Annotated in this window: 18 protein-coding genes and 1 pseudogene; 15 read left to right on the forward strand and 4 right to left on the reverse strand. The window is 43.2% G+C overall.

Annotation, left to right across the window (positions count from 1 at the left end; translation table 11 throughout):
- The first annotated feature begins 192 nt into the window (after positions 1-192).
- The 15 genes and pseudogenes from ON05_RS06640 to ON05_RS06710 all read left to right on the forward strand — a co-directional run bounded on the left by ON05_RS06640 (position 193) and on the right by ON05_RS06710 (position 15,196).
- Positions 193-858 carry a GAF domain-containing protein gene (locus tag ON05_RS06640; protein WP_010476722.1) on the forward strand — a complete coding sequence of 222 codons (666 nt, stop codon included), beginning with the start codon at positions 193-195 and terminating at the stop codon, positions 856-858.
- A 67-nt stretch (positions 859-925) separates the two neighbouring features.
- Positions 926-1,306, forward strand: coding sequence for a hypothetical protein (locus ON05_RS06645; RefSeq protein WP_262561281.1), 381 nt, complete (start codon positions 926-928; stop codon positions 1,304-1,306).
- A gap of 41 nt (positions 1,307-1,347) precedes the next feature.
- Positions 1,348-2,400 carry a hypothetical protein gene (locus tag ON05_RS06650; RefSeq protein WP_262561279.1) on the forward strand — a complete coding sequence of 351 codons (1,053 nt, stop codon included), beginning with the start codon at positions 1,348-1,350 and terminating at the stop codon, positions 2,398-2,400.
- 1,145 nt (positions 2,401-3,545) lie between these two features.
- A complete protein-coding gene (locus ON05_RS06655; RefSeq protein ID WP_010472733.1) occupies positions 3,546-3,854 on the forward strand; it encodes a hypothetical protein in 309 nt (102 codons plus the stop codon).
- A 40-nt stretch (positions 3,855-3,894) separates the two neighbouring features.
- A pseudogene (locus ON05_RS06660) lies at positions 3,895-4,959 on the forward strand (ISKra4 family transposase).
- Position 4,960: 1 nt separating this feature from the next.
- Complete coding sequence (locus ON05_RS06665; protein ID WP_262561305.1) at positions 4,961-7,069, forward strand: ABC transporter substrate-binding protein; 2,109 nt, start codon at positions 4,961-4,963, stop codon at positions 7,067-7,069.
- A gap of 65 nt (positions 7,070-7,134) precedes the next feature.
- Positions 7,135-7,701, forward strand: coding sequence for a hypothetical protein (locus tag ON05_RS06670; protein ID WP_010477753.1), 567 nt, complete (start codon positions 7,135-7,137; stop codon positions 7,699-7,701).
- A gap of 3 nt (positions 7,702-7,704) precedes the next feature.
- Positions 7,705-8,880 carry a hypothetical protein gene (locus ON05_RS06675; protein ID WP_010477751.1) on the forward strand — a complete coding sequence of 392 codons (1,176 nt, stop codon included), beginning with the start codon at positions 7,705-7,707 and terminating at the stop codon, positions 8,878-8,880.
- Between the two features lie 164 nt (positions 8,881-9,044).
- Complete coding sequence (locus ON05_RS06680) at positions 9,045-9,917, forward strand: PfkB family carbohydrate kinase (RefSeq protein ID WP_010477749.1); 873 nt, start codon at positions 9,045-9,047, stop codon at positions 9,915-9,917.
- A gap of 104 nt (positions 9,918-10,021) precedes the next feature.
- Positions 10,022-10,912 (forward strand): N-acetylmuramoyl-L-alanine amidase-like domain-containing protein, encoded by an 891-nt coding sequence (locus ON05_RS06685; RefSeq protein WP_010477747.1) that lies wholly within the window; start codon positions 10,022-10,024, stop codon positions 10,910-10,912.
- 108 nt (positions 10,913-11,020) lie between these two features.
- The gene (locus ON05_RS06690; protein WP_236619085.1) at positions 11,021-11,620 is read left to right on the forward strand and encodes a superoxide dismutase family protein; all 600 of its coding nucleotides are present in this window, start codon (positions 11,021-11,023) and stop codon (positions 11,618-11,620) included.
- Positions 11,621-11,622: 2 nt separating this feature from the next.
- Positions 11,623-12,078, forward strand: coding sequence for a GNAT family N-acetyltransferase (locus ON05_RS06695; protein WP_010477743.1), 456 nt, complete (start codon positions 11,623-11,625; stop codon positions 12,076-12,078).
- 679 nt (positions 12,079-12,757) lie between these two features.
- Positions 12,758-13,492, forward strand: a complete 735-nt coding sequence (locus tag ON05_RS06700; RefSeq protein WP_010477740.1) for an HPP family protein — start codon at positions 12,758-12,760, stop codon at positions 13,490-13,492.
- A gap of 44 nt (positions 13,493-13,536) precedes the next feature.
- Positions 13,537-13,956: a hypothetical protein gene (locus ON05_RS06705; protein ID WP_236619084.1), complete on the forward strand. Its 420-nt coding sequence runs from the start codon at positions 13,537-13,539 to the stop codon at positions 13,954-13,956.
- A 316-nt stretch (positions 13,957-14,272) separates the two neighbouring features.
- Complete coding sequence (locus ON05_RS06710; RefSeq protein WP_010477736.1) at positions 14,273-15,196, forward strand: alpha/beta fold hydrolase; 924 nt, start codon at positions 14,273-14,275, stop codon at positions 15,194-15,196.
- Between the two features lie 245 nt (positions 15,197-15,441).
- On the opposite strand, the gene ON05_RS06715 is transcribed toward ON05_RS06710, so the two are convergent.
- The 4 genes from ON05_RS06715 to ON05_RS06730 all read right to left on the reverse strand — a co-directional run bounded on the left by ON05_RS06715 (position 15,442) and on the right by ON05_RS06730 (position 20,358).
- A complete protein-coding gene (locus ON05_RS06715; protein WP_010477732.1) occupies positions 15,442-15,783 on the reverse strand; it encodes a hypothetical protein in 342 nt (113 codons plus the stop codon).
- A gap of 103 nt (positions 15,784-15,886) precedes the next feature.
- Positions 15,887-17,578 carry a sodium:solute symporter family protein gene (locus ON05_RS06720; RefSeq protein ID WP_010477730.1) on the reverse strand — a complete coding sequence of 564 codons (1,692 nt, stop codon included), beginning with the start codon at positions 17,576-17,578 and terminating at the stop codon, positions 15,887-15,889.
- A gap of 4 nt (positions 17,579-17,582) precedes the next feature.
- Complete coding sequence (locus ON05_RS06725) at positions 17,583-17,846, reverse strand: DUF4212 domain-containing protein (RefSeq protein ID WP_010477728.1); 264 nt, start codon at positions 17,844-17,846, stop codon at positions 17,583-17,585.
- Positions 17,847-18,342: 496 nt separating this feature from the next.
- Entirely contained in the window at positions 18,343-20,358 is a 2,016-nt protein-coding gene (locus ON05_RS06730; protein WP_010477726.1) for an iron uptake porin, read from the reverse strand.
- Positions 20,359-20,732 lie beyond the last annotated feature (374 nt).

The raw sequence follows: 20,732 nt of genomic DNA on the forward strand, positions 1-20,732 counted from the left end.
AACTGCCCACAGGGAATATCATCGGGGGGAAAGAAATGCTTCAGCAACTGTGTTTCTGGCTCTACTAAAACGATACCGTTGAGCCTTTTAAATCAGCCAACAATTGAGCATATCTCGGTTTAGCTAAATAGCTGACTGCAATAGCGGGCATCCTAAGTAATAGTGTTGTCATCCATTTTGCTCTCTTAATTTGTGAGTTTATCTGAGTCCCTATCGATTTTAGAGAATCCTGATGTTTCGATCGCATTAGGGAAACTGATTATTGCGATCGCATCTGCCACATCAGAAACGGAAGTCTATGCCACCGTTGCAGCCTACATTCCTGACATTCTTCCGGTCGATCGAACCAGTATTATCCTCCTGACCGAAGATGGCCAAGAACTAGAGATTTATGCCCTTCATGGGATAGAAGGCGTCAGTCCGATTGGTAAGACTATTCCTTGTGACGGCACAGCTGCAGGATTAGCAGTGCGAACAGGGCAACCCCAGGTAAACTGGGCGTCTCCCGACAGTCCCTATCTCGATATCGTCCGTCTGTCTGCAGAGGGCATGTCTCTATTCGTCAGCGTACCGTTGATGATTCATGGTCAAGCCATCGGGGCAGTGAATGCGGCTTTCTCCAATCCAACTTTGGCTGAGACGCAAATTCTTAGCCTTTTGACTCAAATCACGACCTTGATTTCCACCAACCTGGAGCGGCAAATTCTGCTCAAACAGACCCAGGTGGCCATGGAAGGGTATCGATCCCAAGCTGAGCAACTGCAGGTACTGAACGAAATTGCCCGCAAACTATCCGGGCACTGTTCATTTCAGGGTTACAGATCTAGTCCACAGTTGAATGAAATCAAGACATTTTGAGATCTCGGGTATGGCGATCAGGGATACTCTTTCAATGTCGTAAACTTCTGCCCAACAAATCCTAAAGATGAATTCCTCTTCCTGTGTCGCCTCTACTCTTTCTCCATGCCAGCGCCAGGAGTTAGCCCTTCAGGTTTTGACCAAGACTGAACCCGTCACCAACCTCGCTAAAGAACACCAAGTCAGTCGCAAGTTTCTCTATCAACAATCCAACAAGGCAAATGACGCTTTGGAAGCAGCTTTCTCGCCATCTAATAATAATGACGATGATGTGCTTTTCCATTTACCCATCACGAAAGCTTGGTTGTTCCAACTGATTCTAGCCTTGGTGCTAATCTGCCATAGTTCTTTTCGCGGTGTCGTCGAATTGCTGCGCGATCTTTTGATTTTCCAACATGTGTCGGCACGATCCACAACCGGCTTGCCGTTGCCTCACAATCCGCTATAAAGGTCAATCAATCCCAAGACCTATCTGCGATAGAGGTGGGTTTGCACGATGAGATCTTCCATGGCTCAAAACCAGTTTTAGTCGGCATTGATGCTGCTTCCACCTATTGCTATCTCCTGGAAGCCGCAGAACATCGAGATGCGGATACCTGGGGCTATCACCTACTCAATGCTGCAGAGCAAGGACTCGACCCGACACACACTATTGCTGACGCTGGCTCAGGCTTGCGGGCTGGACAGAAGGAAGCCTTTGGAGACAAGCCTTGCCATGGGGATGTATTCCACATCCAGCATCAGTGTCAGACCCTGGCTAACAGTCTCAATCGAAAAGCAATGGGCGCTAAATCTCGACGCCAAGAGCTAGAAGCTAAGATGGCAGAGGCCAAGCAGCAAGGACAATGGCATCCCCTCTGTGTCCGTTTAGGAAAAGCGAGAACCCAGGAGAAACAATCGGTGCAACTGGCCAGAGACATTAAGACCCTGATAGAGTGGCTCAATCATGATGTCCTCCAACTCGCGGGTCCCTGTCATTCAGAACGGCTGGAACTCTATGACTTTATCGTTGCAGAATTTCAGCAGCGTGAGCATCTAGGAGGTAAGCAGATTCGAGTCTTGCGCAAAGCATTAAAGAATCAACGCGATGATCTGTTGGCCTTTGCCAAGGTATTTGATGGCAAGCTGGCTGAGATTGCCCAGCAATTCGAGACACCGCTGTTTCTCGTCAGACAGATGGTGCGCTTTTTCCGGAAACAGGCTACCTCCGAAGCCTACTGGAGGAGCTGGGGCGATCTGCATCAGAGGCTGAGTTGGAAGTTCTTTCAACTCCATGAAGCGATCCTAAATGCGATGAAACAGACACCAAGAGCCAGTTCTTTGGTAGAGAATCTCAACTCCAGGCTGCGCAATTATTTCACGCTTCGCAAACATCTTGGAACACCCTATTTAGGACTGCTTCAATTCTTTCTCAATCACCGACAATTCATGAGTAGTGGTTGTGAAGATAGGAAGGGAAAAAGTCCTAGAGAAGTGATGACAGGACAGAGCCATCCTCACTGGCTAGAGCTGCTAGGATTCAAACTCTTCAAAAGGGCTTAGCAAAAGGAATAAATTCTGGACTGGTCATTTCTGGAGATGGCCTGGTTTGTCGTGCGAGTGTTACCCATTTTGGGCCATTTCTGAACAAAGCCGTTTGCTTTAACAAGTGGAATCTAATCCCAGCGATTATGCCATCGTGTAAGAGTGGTTAACTCAGTTCCAGGTGATTATCCATAGCTTCGAGCAAGCCAGAGAACATCCCAGTGACAACGATAAGCAACGCTCGTATTTTTCTGGTAAAAAATGAAATACAAGCTGCAGATTGTGACTTTGCCTGGTGGTAGAGATTTCGTCGATGTCACAGCAAGTAAAAAGGGACCAAGCAGAGACGTTTCTTCATTTCGAGAGCGCTAATCGCAGTTTGCTCAAGTACAGGGGTTCGATGCCGATAAAGCTTATGCGTGTGCACAGAATGCTTAAACCCGGCACCAAAAGTCTCGGGGCAAAGAGCTAACACCTCAGTAAAAGGGATTATCCAGCACTTGTTAAATCCTTGTCAAGCATACGATCCGTTTAGTGTGATTATTCCGAGTTATACAAGAGCGATTAAGTCAGCGTCATGACACTTATGAACTAGTGATTCTCACCGTTTGTGGTGTAGTTCGACTGGGCATGATTACTTTGCCAGTTTTAACTCAGTCTTAAAGAGGGATGATGAGATAAATTAGCCGACACAATCTTTTGCACCTAAACTAACAGGAACTATCTAAGACCTCATTCTTTTGCTTGATTTCCTAGCAGAGCAACTATGCTCAAAATCAGACACACTATAGGATTTAATTTTTCAGACAAGTCTAATGAACATAATGAATTCACACTTTTCCTATCTAGTGATGAGTTAATATTTATTTTCTGGAGAATTATAAAATCTTGAACAATAGATAAATTTTCTTGTATAAATTTGCTTCATATGCTCAAAGAGATATATAGTTAAAAATTAGAATCATGATAGTTCTAATTATTGTTCATTAAGATACCTCAACTCACCAAAAAATTGTTCTAACTATTAAAATCAATCTAGCTAAAAATCAGTTATCAGATCTTAAAAGTCTTTATCTTAAACCCTTTTAATTATAATCATACTAAAAAGGAGAATTTATTATTTTAAAGTCTTCTTATTGTCTAAAATAGAATCTTAAAACACTATGCCAGGAAATGAAATAAACATATCCAAAATCCTAGAATCTGTGTTTCTAAACAATCCTGAGGGGCAAAGTCAAGATTCCAAGGTGCTTACAGAAAAGTTAGAATCAGCAATTCTTGATAAACTAAGTGAATGGAGAATAGGTGCTCAGATAGTAGAGGCTGCAAAAAACTCTATCAACCAAGAGAAAATTGAATATGTTAATTTAATCGATAAATATTTAAGCGAAGAAATTATTAGTGATGTAGATTTTGCTAATAGGATTAGCAAAATCATTAGGGGAGCATGTCACCTTTGCAGATTGTTTTGAAATCGTTCAGGATACAAGTGTTGCCCAGAAGTCTTCATCAATGAACTCCGAAAAAGCAGCTCAACTCAAAGTCCATCTTGATGCGATAGCCCAATTACTGTACGAAGAAAGCGATCCAGAGAACCTGAAGACGCTAGAAGGTATTGAGATGACGGTGCGTCAGCAAATTCAGACCCATGTCAGTCCCGAACTCGGTCATTTTTTATCCGCACAGCTACTGGCACAGCAGCAGGCCGCAACCGACGCCTGAAAAGCACCTTGGGCGTTCTAAGCATTACAACTCAACAGGCACAGCATCTAGCCGTTTCCCCCTATCGTCAAATCAGTCCTCATTTAGAGAATTGTTGCTTGCGCATCAGTGCCAATGTCTCCTATGCTCAAACTGCTAAAGATGTGGCTTATTTAACTGGGATTCAGGTACCAGCCAAAACCCAGCAGCGATTGGTGCATCAACAACGGTTTCCTACCCCCAGGCTCATGAAGCTTTAACCGAAGTGAGTGTAGATGGTGGCAAAGTGCGCATCCGCACCCCTTTAGGACACCCTTGTCAGTGGAAAGACTATAAAACCCTGGCAACGCATGTGGGACTCATCGCGGATTATCACAATAATGCCCGGCTCATTGACTGGACTCACCAGCAACCGTTAGCCTCTCCACTGACTTGTTTAGGGGATGGTCATGATGGCATTTGGAATATCATTCGTCAGCTGAGCATACCTGAGCAACGGCGAGAGATTCTGGACTGGTACCATCTGGTGGAAATCTTCATAAGGTCGGTGGGTCCCTCAAACGTCTGCACCAGGCTGAGCAGCTCTTATGGCAGGGGAAGGTTGATGAAACCTTGGCTCTATTTGAGTCATTGAAGAAAAAGCAGGCCCAAGTCTTTTGCAACTATGTTCGCAAACATCGGCATCGGATCGTCAATTATGACTATTACCAGAGTGAGCAAATCTGCTCTATTGGGTCTGGGGCTGTTGAATCTGCTATCAAGCAGATTAGTCGCAGAGTCAAAATTTCAGGGGCGCAGTGGAATGAAAGTAATGTCCCGCAAGTGCTGGCACATCGGTGTGCTTACCTCAATGGCTTAATTGGAATGCAAAGGTGACATGCTCCCAATCATTAGAGAAGACAATGCCTTCATAACTCTTTACTCTAATGTAGGCTTTAGGCCTATAATTACGAAAAAAAAGAAATTAATTCAGCCTTCTGAATTATCCACAAAAATATTGAATATTTTCAAAGAGTTCAGGGAGTCGCAAAGTAATTGGGAATCTAAAACTCAGAGTTATGTAAATGAATTAAAGGCAATCGTTATATCTCAATTCTCTGAGCGAAAAAGTGGAAAAGAGTTTCAAGAATTAGTTGACTCGTTGATTGGCAAAAATGCAGGACCAGGATCAGCAAAGAGCAAAATAGAGCTTCACCAATTCCTAAAACTTCTTATAGAAGATGATGAGAAATTTGGCTCTGAAGTTGCAATTCTTGTAGAGGAAATTAGCAAAGATATACTTACACTCAGAAGAAAAGTTCAAAACAATGTACAGGTTAGATTTAAAGATACAATTCAGCTACCTTTGATCTCAAACCGAATCAGAAGTCTATTGGTTTTAGAAGACAACAAATTAATTCGATCCTTCCATCCTAAAGCATCTGAATATATTGAGAAACTGCGAAATAGTGTTATTTCTAAAGTGAGTGAATGGGAAAAAAGGAAGCATTTAGTTTCCAAGATTACCGAGCGAAGGTTGAGTAAAAGAGATGGAGAAGAGTTAGAAAAATATTTGAGATATTCATTAGTGAGTGATGAGCTATTTTCTTCAGATATTTCGCTCATTCTTGAAGATATTGAGAGCCAAAGGCGTGTAGGCATAAGAAAAGCATTAGGTTACCTTCAATACAGAAAAAAGTATGCAATAACGTTTGCATTATCTTTTTTTTGTTTCACAACATTAGCTCTTGGTGAAAAATATGTTGGTGATATAGCTGACATTGTTAGCCCAATGCCAAAGACATACTATATTTTTGTCGTTGGGGACAAAAAAGATGGTTTGGCAAAATCAATATCTGATCTATTGAGTGAGCAGGGTAAAAAAAATCCATTAATTGTCAGAGGTCATAAATTAAAGTTTTTATATCTAAATGATGATGGAGATAGGAATACTGCTATACGAGTTGCGAATTCTATTATTCAAAGGAGAAATAATCGAGATCCAATTCTCATGATTGGTCATTTTCGTAGTACCACAACTAAAGCCGTTTTGCCATTATATCTTTCAGCAAAGATTCCAATATTATTGCTCACAGAAACTAATGATAACCTATTACAAATTGAACAAAATGATATTAATAAGATACCTATTGTTAGGTTTACACCTACAAACCAAGTGCAGGCAAAAACTGCTGCGAGATTATGTTTAAGTCATGACAAAAAGTATGCATGGATTGCTGGAAGTCCATCGAATCCTGAATATAGTGAAAACCTTAGTAAACTTTTTGCACAAGAGATAGAACAAGGAGGCAAAGTATTTTACAGAGATGTCAATAATGACCTACCTGAAAGATATTTTTTTGGAAATATAAATGTGGAGAATAAAAAAATAAATTGTATATATCATATTGGATCCGAAATGGAGCAATCTCTAACCTTTATAAGGTATATTCGAAAACTACAAACCCAAAAGCTTATTGCCGAAGATGCAATAATAATTGCAAGTGACTCCTCTGCTAATAGAGAGTTTATTCTTAAGGGTGGAAAGGATGTTGATGGTATTTTTGTAACCTCACCTATACCAATACAATATGTAGCTGATATTCCTGGTTATTATGCTTCCAATGCATATACTTTTCTAGAAGAGATAATATCATTAACAGAAAACAGGGAAGGCTTTGCGAGTAGTTTTCCTGACAATATTAAAGAAGGTATTACAAGACAATATCCAGCAACAAAAATAAGAAAAAATCTAATAAAAAGTATAAACAGTGAATTAATAAATATTGATTCTAATGATTTTTCCAAGGAAGTTCATAGAATAAGAATAAAAGGAATAGAAGAGAAGAAAAAGATTGATTTTGTAATCTTGCGTGATAGTAAAACGGGTTTTGGAGAGTTACACCTTATGTCACCTACTGATCAGCTTAAAAATTCTATTAGGGTTCCATTCCAAGTTTGGCAAGTGCGGCATAATCAATTCATTCAATATGATCTTAAAAGTTAGCGTATAGGTTTTATTTTTAGTGAAGTACATTGATTTTTATATTCACTATATAGATAAAGGGGATTATGTCTTTGATATCGTATTCTAAAATACTTAAATATTGTGCTTCAATTAGTTCTGAGTTTCATGATTTATATCATCAAGGTTTGCAATATATATGCGCTTCCTCCGCGATATTATTAGTATCATCTTCATTTGATAAAGCAGAAGCTTTATCAAATGAATGTGGGAAATATTGGCAAGCGACTTTAGTCTCTCAACAGTCTATAGATAGAAGAATTCTTAAAAACATTGAAAAAGAATCATCTAATATAAGAGAAGAAATATATAAATTATTAGATGAAGCTAATAACTCAGATCGAATAGTAGTGGCAGGAATATTAGTCGCTTTCGAGGATATGATAGACTCTCTTAATCAATATATTGAATTAATCAAAGAAATCTCAACTTGCTTTTATTACGATGAAAGTGCTGACAAGACTTATTTTGATGAATCAAAGATCTACACTTTGTCAAGGAATGGTATGGAGTTAGATCGTGTAATTGTTAGGATTTTGAGAAGTTCGCTGTTAATAATAAGTAAAATATCAACTATATTAGAAGATAGCTACCAACATTTAGAGGTGGTTTGAGTTATGAATAATTATTTATCTATGCATGGTGACATTGAACTAACAATCAATGAACTAAAACGAGAAAAGAATGTGCTGACAAAAAAAGTCAAAGAGTTATCTAGTAAATTATCGAATAATAATAAGCAAGATTGTGCCAATGAAATCTACCTTAAAGAGATAAAAAAAATAGAACATATCTCGACTGAATGTGCTGAACTAATACCAATTATTGATGCCGTTGACAAACATTTAGGAAGAATAGTTTCTTTATCGTCCTTCCCTAAGACAATAGACGACTATATATGGATCTGTGATGCAACCAAACAATGGGAATACCTATTATTAAAGTTCCTTAATATCTCAAGAAAAATACCCATAAAGAATGCTCCCTCATATTTACTTCCACGCCTAGATATAGGTGATGCTTTTAGTGAGGAAGAGCTAGACCTGTTAGTAGATAAATTATCTAAAATTGTCTTTGCTTATAGTTTATTAAAAGGAGAGAGAAAGCTTGAAGATAGAAAAAAAATTATTGGTTCTGACATCCGAAGAGCAGAAATATTCCTGGCCAATGATATATTAGATGGAACTCTTAACTTTGCCAAAAGAGTTTGTTCTTCTTCCTTCTATCGACTTGAGAAAATATGGATGGCAGAGGTTAGAGAACTTCTTGCATATTTAAAGTGGTTAAACTCCGGGGAAATTAGTTCTGATCCTGATACGGAAGCTCATTACTTTGAGGCATGGGAAGACTTTAAAAAAAGAATAATTGATTTTGACTACAAGGTCCCTACGTCTACTTTTGGCGAGGTTAAACAATATTTAGAAGATCATTATGTTTCATTTTTAGATGGAGCTTATAAGCTCAACAAAAGCAAGATTGAGAATAGTAGCAATAATAATATTCTAAAAATAAAAAGTGAAAAAGCTAGGGTCGAAGTTGCCAAGAAAGATGATAGTAGATATTGGGATAATGACAGAAATTGGATTGAAGTTGAAAAATATGTAGAACAATATTATGAAAATATTATTCCAGCTGTTATGAATGGAGATAAAAAATATGTAGAAGCAGTTATCCATGCGTTCGATTATAGTATGAATGTTCCATACAGAATCATCAATGCTTTTGAGATGGCTATTGTTATTTATTTCATTAACAAGAAAGATCTCATTAACATTTCTTTCCCTAATCCATAAAGATTGGATTGGTTTCTTAAGAGGATCTAGATTTCCTTAGCCTTTATTTAATAAGCCTTTGAACCTTCTCTCACCATTTACCTTCAAGCCCTTAACATTACATGGTTTTAACCTTGTAGATCCTACTTAGAGACCAGTGCCATGGTTGCTAGCTTGCCAGGATCATGACCAACACAGGGTTATTTATCGGACTATCCACGCTGGATATGATTTATCTCGCCTCTGGTCCACCCCAAGCCAACCAAAAACTAGTCGCCCAAGACAGTCTAATCTCTGCCGGTGGCCCCGCCACCAACGCCGCTGCCACCTTCGCCCACCTCAGCAACACCGCCCATCTCCTTACCGCCTGGGGCCAGCATCCCATTACCCAACTGATGCGATCTGACCTCGCCAGCGTCAGCCCATCCATCCTCCACACCGACCTCACCCCAACCCAAACTCAATCCCCTCCCGTCTCCTCAATCGTGGTTACCCAAACCACCGGAGAACGCGCCGTCATCTCCCTCAATGCCCAGCGCCAAATCGCCCAGCCCGACCAAATTCCCCAGGACCTATGGGAAAAGCTGACCACCACCGATATCATTCTGATTGACGGTCATCAAATCCCCGTCAGCCTTGCCATCACCCAACAAGCCACCAATATTCCCACCGTCCTAGATGGGGGCAGTTGGAAACCTGGCCTAGAGACCCTTCTGCCCTATATCAATTACGCTATTTGCTCCGCCGACTTCCATCCCCCTGGCTGTGAGGATATTCAAGCCACGGTGGAGTACTTTAAACAGACCCTGCCAGACCCCGCTCATATTGCCATTACCCAGGGCAATCAACCCATTCTTTACTGGGATGATACCGAAGGGTCCGTACCCGTCCCGCAAATTACCCCCGTTGATACCTTAGGGGCAGGCGATATCTTTCATGGCGCTTTTTGCCACTTTATCTTGCACAGCGATTTCCCCCAGGCTTTAGCCCAATCTGCTCACGTGGCATCAGCCGCTTGCCAATTCTTTGGCACTCGGGCTTGGATGCAATCCCATTAAACTGGGCACCCTTTGGGCATAACTCCGGTCTATAGGATTAGACATTCTCCTCCCCCCTACAAAGCATGAAGCAGATAACGTTTAGACTTGGGCAACTTCTTGTGATGGGGGTGGTTTCCCTTAGCTTTGATCTGCCGATGGCTTCGGTGCGATCGCAACCCATTAGATCGCAACCCGTATCCCAAACCTCTTCAAGCCAAACCGCAACCGTCCAATTCCCCCAAGCCGACCAAAACCAGCTCACTCAGCTTCTCCAGCAAGCGCCCCACCTCCTGCAGCAGCCTTGGCCACAACTCCTCCAAGCCCTGGCCGCCAAATTTGAAGGGGCAGCCTATAAGGGGGGACTCCTGGATCAAAGCCCCAAAGAAGAATTAGTCCTCTCCCTTAGCCAGTTCGACTGTGTCCTCTTTGTCGAAACCGTCCTCGCCATTGCCCGCACCCTAACCGTTGAGGAACCTTCTCCCCAAGTCTTTAGGGATGCCGTTCAGACTCAACGCTATCGCCAAGGACAAATACAAGGCTATTGCAGCCGCCTCCATTATTTCTCCGAGTGGATTGCCGATAATCAGCGACGCGGATTAGTCGAGAATATTACCCCCGCCCTGGGGGGCATCCCCTTTAATAAATCCCTCAACTTTATGAGCCAGCATCGCCAGAGCTACCCCCAGTTAAAGGCCCAAGCCAACTGGCAATGCATCCAGGCCGTGGAGACTCGGCTGCAGTCCTTGCCCTTGCACTATATTCCCCAAGCCCAAATCAGGAAGATTGAGTCGTCTCTACAGCCAGGAGATATTATTGCCGTAGCTACAGCAGTTCCAGGTTTAGATGTCACCCATACGGGCCTGGTTTACCAAACGCCTAATCAGGCCAAAGGACTTATTCATGCCTCTCCTGGCGGTAGCGTCCGTATTGCCCCGGATTTAGCCACCTACGTTGCCAATGTCGATCAATCCATTGGCATTATTGTGGCTCGCCCTCAAAATCCCCAGCAATAAATGAAATTAGGGTAAATCTCTGAAAGCGCTAGTGAGCGTGGGATTAGGTCTGTGATCCGAAAGGTTGTGATTTTCGAACGAGAGTGAGATTGTAAAAAAGTCCGCTCAATGTTCGCTATGTTACCTAAGAAATTTATCCCCCTGTTTTGTGCTGCGATCGCACTCGTCTTTTTTGCCAGTTGTTCCACCTCACCCCCCACAAGTACAGCCCCTAGCTCTACTCCTCAAGTCGAGACTGTCGCTGCAGCAGAACCCTTAACCGTCGCCCTCGCGATTCTTTCTCCTACAGAAGGCAATCAGGTCAATGGATCGGTTAAATTCCGGCAAACAGAGGATAAAGTCACCATTTCTGTAAACCTGAAAGGATTGCAGCCTGACTCAGTCCATGCTTGGCATATCCATGAGTTCGGCGATGCTTCTAGTCAAGATGGCAAAGCCATGGGCGGTCACTACAATCCAGAAGGAATGCCCCACGGACTCCCCAATAATCCTGAACGTCATGCAGGGGATTTAGGGAACCTCAAGGCCGATAGTCGAGGGGAAGTGATAAGAGAAATTAACGTCAATAACATCACTATCAATGGTCCCAAGAATCCTATCCTAGGACGGGGGATGATTATCCATGCTGAGACGGATGATGGTGGTCAACCCACAGGCAATGCTGGCAGCCGAATTGCCCAAGGTGTGATTGGCCTACCCAAAGCCTAACAGTGTCCCCTGTCTCCATTCAACAAAGCGATCCAACCCATCCAGCAGCCCTTCGCCTGATTCAGCAACTGGACGACTACCTGAACCGGATCTATCCACCGGAAAGTAATCACCTCATGCCTGCAGAAGCCCTCAGGCAACCTCATATCCAGTTTCTAACCGTGCAGAAAGGCGAAACGGTGGTTGGCTGTGGAGCTTTAGTCAATCATGGCGAGTATGGGGAAATCAAACGCTTCTTTATCCAACTTGAATTTCGAGGAATGCAGCTCGGCGTTCAACTGCTTCAGGTTCTGGAAACACGAGCTACTGCGCTGCACTTACCCTGCCTCCGCTTAGAAAGCGGAGTGTTTCAGCCTGAGGCGTTGGGGCTTTTTACCAAATTGGGCTATCACCGACGGGAACCCTTCGGCCAGTATCAGGCAAATCCCTACAGTGTGTTTATGGAGAAGTCTTTGTAGCGGTTCCATCTCCCTTCATGATCCCAAAGATTTTCTATCGAAAACCCCAGTAAGGTCCATTTTGGTTGTTTTTGTATCAAACGCTACAGTGGTTAACACCTTTTAACGTAAATACTGTATTACTCGTGACAGTGGACCTATCTATTAACTTATTTGAGAATTATAGGTGAAGGGGCTAGATCGAAACCAATTGATATAATGCCGACCCGCTATCAGCACTAAGGGCATAGAAGGCTATCTTTACAGCTCATACTTCTAGATGAGTTTTGGTTTTTGCGCGGGTTAAACACTTATTACGGAGAGGGGGAAGACGAATTTTTTACTTAAAAAAGTTCCTGGCTAATCACTCCCACCGATCCTTTTAGATGAGTGAAGTCATAATCTTTATTAAATTCTGAACTTGTTCCTTATTTAATAATGAATTGAAATTACAGATTGTCGCGAATTACACATTGAGGAATAAAAAAGTTTAGTGTACGGAATTCATGACAAACTCGATCGTTATAATTAGTCAAAGTGACTGATATAAAGTAATAATCAGAAAGCAGCCTTTATTAGAATCTACTTTCCTTGCTCTAAAGCGAAATAGTTATTGTTTACTACTGATTGAGCATTAAAACAAGGATTAAGTTCAAGGCTAATCATCCTACTAAACAACACTATGAGGGGGGAAAGTCATATGGATCATCAACCGAGCGAAAGTTCCGCCTCAAGCGAGCTCTTGATGTCACCCCAACAGTCTTTTCTAGAATTTTCTCCGTCTAAACAAATGCAAGAAATCCTTCAGCAATATGAACGGATGCTGGAGCAACAACAAACCCAAATCGAATATTTGAATTTTGAATTGCAATTATTGCAATCTGAAAGACCTTTGCCTTTTAAAGGCAATCAGATTTGGTTGAAATTCAAGACATTCATATCAAGTATCCACGGCAGTTCAAAGGTTCAACCACGTTTTTCTCTAAGCCAAATTCTATTTACGTATATCGGGAGTTTCTTGGGAATTGCAGCGTTGGCCTATCTAAGTACGGTGTCCGACTACCCTCTGATTGCGGCTCCCTTTGGCGCTGCTGCAGTGCTTGTATTTGCGGTGCCGAATAGCCCCCTAGCCCAACCCCGAAATTTAATTTTTGGCAATTTATTGGGGGCAATTGTCAGTGTGGTGATGGTTTATCTGTTTGGTTCTGAACCCTGGGTAATGGCGTTATCCGTGGCGACAGCCATTAAAGTGATGCAGTTAACCAAAACCCTCCACCCTCCTGGCGGCGCTGTGGCTTTAGTGGGGGTCATGAGCCAAGCAACCTGGAATTTTATACTCACACCTGTTGTCGCCGGATCAATTGTTTTACTCTTCTGCACGTTTGCGTTTAATAATCTAATGCCAGAACGGTCTTATCCTCGTCACTGGTTATAAAGCCTTTAGTGTTGAACATTATTTAGATCTCGGATAGGTATCGATTGGCACATCAATTAAGAAGAATAAGAAAAAGGGTTCGTGTTGATATTTTAGGGGTAGTGGTTACCAACGCTATTATTATGGCAACCCCTTCCTCCAATATAGAATTTGTCAAAAACATTACTCTGACCTTTGCAAATATTGTCATGTTCATCCTGATTTGGGATGCTTATTTTGACGATAAATTATCGAGAAAAAGCCCCTGGGGAATTATCAAAGATCTACTGACCGTCACAGCAGTCAGCACTATAACTACTTTTATTACCTATCAAATTCTGATCAAAAAAATCACGCCCATAATTATCTCCTGGGGGGATCTAGGATGGATAGTAGGAGGGGGGATTTCTGGTATTGCCACAACCATTTTGGGAGTAATATGGGCATTATACTGTGACGATCTTTATCGCAATTCTACTGCTTGAAGAGACAAAAAATCTCTAATAGATATATAGGAAAAGCAGCCATCTTACTGATTATTCCATTCAGCCTTGGTTGGCTCAAAAACAGTCTGAATTCAGATTAAACCTCTAGATATTGGGTTCCCCAATGGAGATCAGCACAGTCAAAAGATGAGGTTCAGCACTGCATATCCTCATCTACTTGCGTTCTCTTTACGCCCAGGATGGCATGAATTCTCTATACTTCTATAATGCAACCCCACATAATTGCCATCCAAAAAGGTGACCTTTTCATCTTGTCTGGCCCTGGGGAAAACCATTGTCCTGATTCTCGTCCTGCATGTTTCCATCTTGTTTACCCCCCGGAGTTGCTCACCTGACTGAAGACACCTCCATTGCGCTGGCGCAACAAATCCAGCAAGCAGCCATTACCACCCCCCTGCTTCCTGACCCGATCCTGACTACCTATGTGCAGCAAGGAGAAGGAGAGACTCCTGTCATGCTGCTGAATGGTTTCGATAGTTCTCTCTTAGAGTTTCGACGACTGATTCCCAAACTGGCACCCCACACAGAAACTTGGGCCTTGGATTTGCTAGGGTTTGGCTTTACGGAACGACCCGAGGGGGTTGAATTTAGCCCCACGGACATGAAGACTCACCTCTATAGCTTTTGGCAGCAGATGATTCAACGGCCCATGATCATTGCCGGGGCGTCGATGGGCGGGGCAACGGCCCTAGATTTTGCCCTGACTTACCCTGAAGCCGTCGAAAAATTGGTGCTGTTGGATAGTTCCGGCTATGCCCCCTCTCCCAAAGCCACCAAATTCATCATGCCGCCCTTTGATCGGTGGCTGACCAATTTTTTGCGTAGTCCTCGGGTCCGACGGTGGGTAAGTGTACAGGCCTATTGCGATCGCAGCTTCGTTACCCCCGATGCCGAATGCTGTGCATCTTTGCATCTAGAAGATCCAAGTTGGCACCGCGCCTTGGTTGGATTTACTAAAAGTGGTGGCTATAACTTCCTCTATGACACCATCAAAGACATTCCCCACCCCACCCTGATCCTCTGGGGGGAAGCGGACAAAATTATGGGGGTCAAAGATGCTGACAAGTTTGATCAAACCATTGCCAACAGTCAACTGATTTGGATTCCAGACTGCGGTCATGTCCCCCATTTAGAACAATCTCAACTGACCGCTGACTATATTTTGGAGTTCTTGGTAACGCCTGCAAATACCCCAATATATGCAGAGAAGGGAATTTGAGGGCCAATAGAGCACGAGCAGCTAGCTTGAGATCAGCTGTGATGATTGTCTTTGTTCTAGCCCCTGCTGCTGTCTTCTTTTCTCAAAATAGATGTTGACTGGATTCTGTTTATTCTCAGTTTCCAATTGGGCACTCAATTGATCTAGGACAGCAATTTGCTCATCAAATTGAGCACAAACCTCACGCATTCTGGCAACTGAACGCGCTCTCCTTTCAGGATCAGGAATTCTGGGTTGGTTGTTCATCATAGATTCCAATTTCTCTTGATTTCCTGATTACTGGCCTCTCCTGCATCTGTAATAGCCTGAGCTTGAGATATTGATCGGAGAAGTAAATCTAGCGTAGCAGAAGTAGCTGCTGGTTGAGATTCAGCAATCTGAAGCGAGAGCCGATAAAGCTTGACGTAATAAGAAGTTGCCCGTTCTCTCACATTTTGAAGTTCATCTAGCTCTGGTATGGTCGCTTCTGTCTCTCCAAATTGGGTAAAGATTACAAATGAAAATTTTGTCGCCTCATTAATAATTTTTAGTAATCGCTGCTGCAAGTTGAAGATGATATTTAGTGTTTCTGCTGATAAATCGGCCATTGGTTCTATTAGGTGAGTTGAAGCCTCAGTCAATCTTCCATGAGAAATAGATCTGTCAAAGTTTAGAACAATGGCAGGGGCTTCACATCAAAGTGCTACATCCTTAATCCAACTGTTCTTCCCCAATATCAGCAAGGGCCAAAGGCGCATCTCCAGGGGTACGGAGGTTTTCCACGAGAGCCTGAATCTCAGGGGGTGGGGGTGGGGTTAACCGAGATACCACCAGGGTAACCACTAGGTTAATCAACATCCCAACGGTGCCAATCCCTTCTGCCGAAACCCCAAAGAACCAAGGAGACATGTCATAGAATTTCACACCTAAAATATAGACGGTTGTGAATAATAGACCTGACACCATGCCTGCGATCGCACCTTCTCGATTCGTGCGTTTATCAAAAATCCCCAGCAAAATCACCGGAAAGAAGCTCGCCGCCGCTAAACCAAAAGCAAAGGCCACTACTTGAGCCACAAATCCTGGTGGATTGATTCCAAAATACCCGGCAATCAAAATGGCAAGCCCGACCATTATTCGGCCCACCATCACCCGCTCTCCTTCAGACGCATCTGGCTTGAGGAGCTTGTAATAAACATCATGGGCAATGGAGCTAGAAATCACAAGGAGCAAACCGGATGCCGTTGATAGAGCTGCCGCTAAGCCCCCCGCAGCCACCAACGCCACCACCCAAGGCGCAAGCTTGGCCACCTCTGGGGTGGACAGGACAATAATATCGGGGCTGATTTTGACATCGCTCGTCTCTTCCGTAGGCGTCCATTCGATAATGCCGTTGCCGTTTTTATCTTCTAGGGTCAGCAACTTGGTCGTTTGCCATTTTTGTACCCAATCCAACTGTTGCACCTCTGCAATCGGCTGATTATGCAAGGTCCCAATCAGGTTATAGCGAGCAAAAGATGCGATCGCAGGGGCAGAGGTATACAGCAAGGCAATAAATAGCAACGCCCAACCTGCAGAATAGCGAGCCGCCCGCACATTCGGCACCGTATAAAACCGGACAATCACGTGGGGAAGACCCGCCGTCCCCACCATCAAGGCAATCGTGATAAATAAAACATCCAGCATGGATTTGGAGGCAAAGGGTTGGGTATAAGCATCAAACCCCAAATCCATCTGTACCTGGTTGAGCTTATCCACCACATCTCCAAAAGTGAAAGCTAGTTGGGGTATGGGATTGCCCGTGAGTTGCCATGCGATCGCAACGGCGGGAATCAAGTAAGCCACAATCAACACAGTATATTGGGCCACTTGAGTCCAGGTAATCCCCTTCATCCCGCCCAAAATGGCAAAGAAACCAACAATTACCATGCCAATAATCACGCCAATATTGACATCCACCTGCAAAAATCGACTAAAGACAATACCGACGCCCCGCATTTGTCCCGCCACATAGGTGAGAGAAATAAAAATAGCTGCTACTACAGCCACAAGCCGAGCCACCGTGGAATAGTATCTATCGCCCACAAAATCAGGCACGGTATACTTGCCGAATTTGCGCAAATAGGGGGCCAACAGCAGGGCCAATAACACATAGCCCCCGGTCCATCCCATCAAATAAATCGAACCGTCATACCCCAAAGATGAAATAAGCCCCGCCATCCCCATAAAGGAAGCCGCCGACATCCAATCCGCTGCCGTTGCTGCACCATTAGCAATAGCAGGAACCCCCTGATCAGCGACAAAAAAGCCCTTGCTATCTTTCACCCGAGCCCGCCAGCCAATGTAGAGATACACCATAAAGGTGAGGATGACGAACATCGTTGTCCAAACTTCAACAGTCATAGGATCACTTCTGCTTAGGGTTAGCGTTGTACTGACGATCGAGCTTATCCATCTGTTTGGCATAGATAAAGATCAAAGCCACAAACACAAAGATGGAGCCCTGCTGAGCCATCCAAAATCCCAGGGGTAAATTCCCAATGGGAATTTTATTCAGAGGCTGAACCAGCAAAATGCTGAATACAAGAGAGACTAAGCCCCATACCAGCAACAAGGTGCGAATCAGGGCAGTATTTTGCCGCCAGTAGTTGGGCAAGCGGGGAGAGGTCATGGAAGGCACTCACAAAAAATTTACCCGCTAGTCTACTACTAGAGCTGTCCCCTATTGATGTAGCGATGGGGAACGTAACATTACCTATTACGTTTTTGACTTCAAACAAAAGCCTAATTTACTACGCCAATCCTCACAGAACAACGATCAGCTCAGTGCTTAGAAATATCAATTTATCTTAGTTGTTTCGCCTTCTCAACAGGACTCTTCTTCTTTCCTAAGAATGAGCCCAGCTACCGTGAGTAGCAAAAGTAACGATCCAAAAACAGATTGTAAACCCTATGAGACTCCATCCCACAGGGTTTACAGTCAACTTGACAATCGGGAGAGGTTAACGAAAACTCAACCAGTATCTCAGGCAGGTCTTCCCTAAACACAGGTTTGAATCTTTGATATTAAAGGTGCCTTAGCTTCTCAAGAAAGAACCGTAAAGAACGCTCGTTCCATATATTCTAATTCCAATGAAAGGCTTACTCCTCAAACCCATGGGTCTTTCTTAAAAAGAGAACGTTGCCCGAAGTAGCCCCTGAATGACATCGTTATTTCCACTTAAATTAAAGGGGTTTGAAATAAACATCACAGTTGGTGTCAGAGTAATATTGTCGTTAATCGAAAAGCGATAAAACGCTTCAAAGTTAGTTTGAGAAGGTTGACCATCACCAGCAACGACAAAGGGTTGACCTATAGCAACAGCTAGTAAAGAACCAGGTGCTCCTAAATCTCGGATGCCTAGTCCCCCCATCCACGTCAGAATATAGTTGCTAATGCCAGTATTTCCTATACCAGTACCGAATGCATTATTGGGATCAGGGTTAAATAGATCGCCTCGTTGTCCAGTGACTGTGTTAACTACGATCTGTGGATCAATCGAATAACCGATCCGACCAAAGATCCCAAATCGGCGGTTAAAAGTTGCCTCAACGTTAGCACCAAGGGCATTCTGTCGAACGTTATTTGTCTCTGAATGGGTATATTGCAATCGAACCGCAAAATTATTTTGAGCTTCCTCTCCCCAAGTATCGGCATACTCTAATTCAGCGGAAGCCTGATAAGGATCGCCAAATAATCCACCAGTACACGGAAAAGCAGGATCACATAAAGCGCTACCAGGATTTCGTCCGGCAATCTTTCCATCTCTAGCAATATAGAGAGCCCGGAAACTTACTGGTCCACCGTTAACATTCCAATCAACAGCCGCACCAGCACCACCCGGAACCCAGTTACCGGCAGAGAACCCAGTAGAGTTGGCAATAATTAAAGGGTTATTGATGAAAAATCCAGAGTTGAAATCCTGGGCAGAATTATTGGCATAACTATTGCTATCGATAAAATCGCTCGGGAATATGTTTGTCCCCACCGTAAGAGTTACATCCTGACCAATGGGTTTAAAGCTATACGCTAATCGACGCAAGACTACACCATTTCTAAGTCCGGCGTAGTCAACAGCCCCTAAGTCAACCAGTGAAACCCCAAGATTATTACCTGGTGAAGTACCACCCACAACACGTGGAACGGGAAACGGATTTGGATCCCCTCCTACGAATGGTCCAGGGTTGCCCAAGGGACCCCCGATTCCATTAGATACGGGAGAGTTAAGCCCTGCAGCTGAGAAAAAGTCTAACCCCCCATTCCCAAATTCGAACTGAGTTTGGAGCAAATCATCGCCGTAGAAACTGGTGTTAAAGTTAAGCCGAACTCGGGCAATTGCCGATGGCCGAGAGTCACTAATCGTAGTTAGATTCGTGGGTTGTAAAGGGTTCAGGGAATTGGTTGCGACTAGCCCAGGAGCATTCCCATTAGGGATTGCCCTTGGAACAGGAAATGTATTTTGAGCGTTACTGACAAAGTCACCAAATTGAGCGGCCATAACCACCTCACCCTGTAGTTTGGTGGTTGTTGAAAATTGCTGGGCTTCAACCGTTGCTACCCGTGCTTCCAATCCATCAACACGTCCTCTTAATGTGGCGAGTTCTGCAGCAAACTCATCTTGAAGTGCTTTGAGCGCATCTAAATCTTCCTTAGTAGCAAAACGATTGCTGAGATTATCTAAACACGCATTAACCAAAGCAGCAGCTTCACGGCGGGAAATAGCGCGGCTGGGCCTAAATGTTCCATTCGGATATCCAGCAACACAGCCGTATCGCTCAACTAAGGATTGAATCGCTTGAAAAGCCCAGTCTGTTGGGTCTACGTCACTCAGTTGGCCTACAGCAGTAACCTGAGCTTGTGAATTATCTTCCAGATCATGAAGACTATGATCACCTTGGTAAGCCTTGTTTGACCCTGATCCCAGCAGCTCATTAATGGTTAATTCTTCTGCATTAGCAATTTGGATAGGTTGAGAAAATTTCGATTTAGGGAAATTCCCAGACTCCGCAACAATAGGAGAATTCTGTTGACCGCTATTTAGTGGTGTTATTGGAGTTGCGGTTACGCTTAATTCTCCTGCCGCAATCGCAAGCCCCAAAAAGAATGTTCTAGCATAAACCTTTTTATGGATATTTTTTTGCATAATTGTACTTTCTCACACCATTAATTTTTAACTAACTTATTTTGTCAGTATTTTGTATGCTTTGAAGCTAAGCTCCTCGCATGGGGTGAGGAGCTTAGCCTAGAATCACGAATTAATAACAGTTTCACGATGTTTAAGTTGTGTAAAAGGATGGATTGACTTAGTGCTAGGCTTGAAAATAATTATTTTGAAGATGAACGAGATTCAAGGAGCAATTAGGAGAATGATTAAGATAAACTTGGATTTATGCTGCTTTTTAGGTAAACAAAAATAGAGCCAGTCTTAGAGAAGAATTTATATTTATCCAATATTTTGATATCCCTGATAACCACCAAAACGACATTTTTTGGAAAAACATAAAAGTATTCTTAAGA

Origin of the sequence: Acaryochloris sp. CCMEE 5410 (assembly GCF_000238775.2) — a bacterium.
Taxonomy (GTDB): domain Bacteria; phylum Cyanobacteriota; class Cyanobacteriia; order Thermosynechococcales; family Thermosynechococcaceae; genus Acaryochloris.

What these genes read in the sequence shown, in the direction of transcription:
- ON05_RS06730 (WP_010477726.1), bottom strand. Translation starts at nt 20,358, where the DNA reads ATGCAAAAAAATATCCATAAAAAGGTTTATGCTAGAACATTCTTTTTG.
- ON05_RS06700 (WP_010477740.1), top strand. Translation starts at nt 12,758, where the DNA reads ATGGATCATCAACCGAGCGAAAGTTCCGCCTCAAGCGAGCTCTTGATG.
- ON05_RS06680 (WP_010477749.1), top strand. Translation starts at nt 9,045, where the DNA reads ATGACCAACACAGGGTTATTTATCGGACTATCCACGCTGGATATGATT.
- ON05_RS06665 (WP_262561305.1), top strand. Translation starts at nt 4,961, where the DNA reads ATGCTCCCAATCATTAGAGAAGACAATGCCTTCATAACTCTTTACTCT.
- ON05_RS06675 (WP_010477751.1), top strand. Translation starts at nt 7,705, where the DNA reads ATGAATAATTATTTATCTATGCATGGTGACATTGAACTAACAATCAAT.
- ON05_RS06720 (WP_010477730.1), bottom strand. Translation starts at nt 17,578, where the DNA reads ATGACTGTTGAAGTTTGGACAACGATGTTCGTCATCCTCACCTTTATG.
- ON05_RS06655 (WP_010472733.1), top strand. Translation starts at nt 3,546, where the DNA reads ATGCCAGGAAATGAAATAAACATATCCAAAATCCTAGAATCTGTGTTT.
- ON05_RS06725 (WP_010477728.1), bottom strand. Translation starts at nt 17,846, where the DNA reads ATGACCTCTCCCCGCTTGCCCAACTACTGGCGGCAAAATACTGCCCTG.
- ON05_RS06715 (WP_010477732.1), bottom strand. Translation starts at nt 15,783, where the DNA reads ATGGCCGATTTATCAGCAGAAACACTAAATATCATCTTCAACTTGCAG.
- ON05_RS06645 (WP_262561281.1), top strand. Translation starts at nt 926, where the DNA reads ATGAATTCCTCTTCCTGTGTCGCCTCTACTCTTTCTCCATGCCAGCGC.
- ON05_RS06710 (WP_010477736.1), top strand. Translation starts at nt 14,273, where the DNA reads ATGTTTCCATCTTGTTTACCCCCCGGAGTTGCTCACCTGACTGAAGAC.
- ON05_RS06670 (WP_010477753.1), top strand. Translation starts at nt 7,135, where the DNA reads ATGTCTTTGATATCGTATTCTAAAATACTTAAATATTGTGCTTCAATT.
- ON05_RS06690 (WP_236619085.1), top strand. Translation starts at nt 11,021, where the DNA reads ATGTTCGCTATGTTACCTAAGAAATTTATCCCCCTGTTTTGTGCTGCG.
- ON05_RS06685 (WP_010477747.1), top strand. Translation starts at nt 10,022, where the DNA reads ATGGGGGTGGTTTCCCTTAGCTTTGATCTGCCGATGGCTTCGGTGCGA.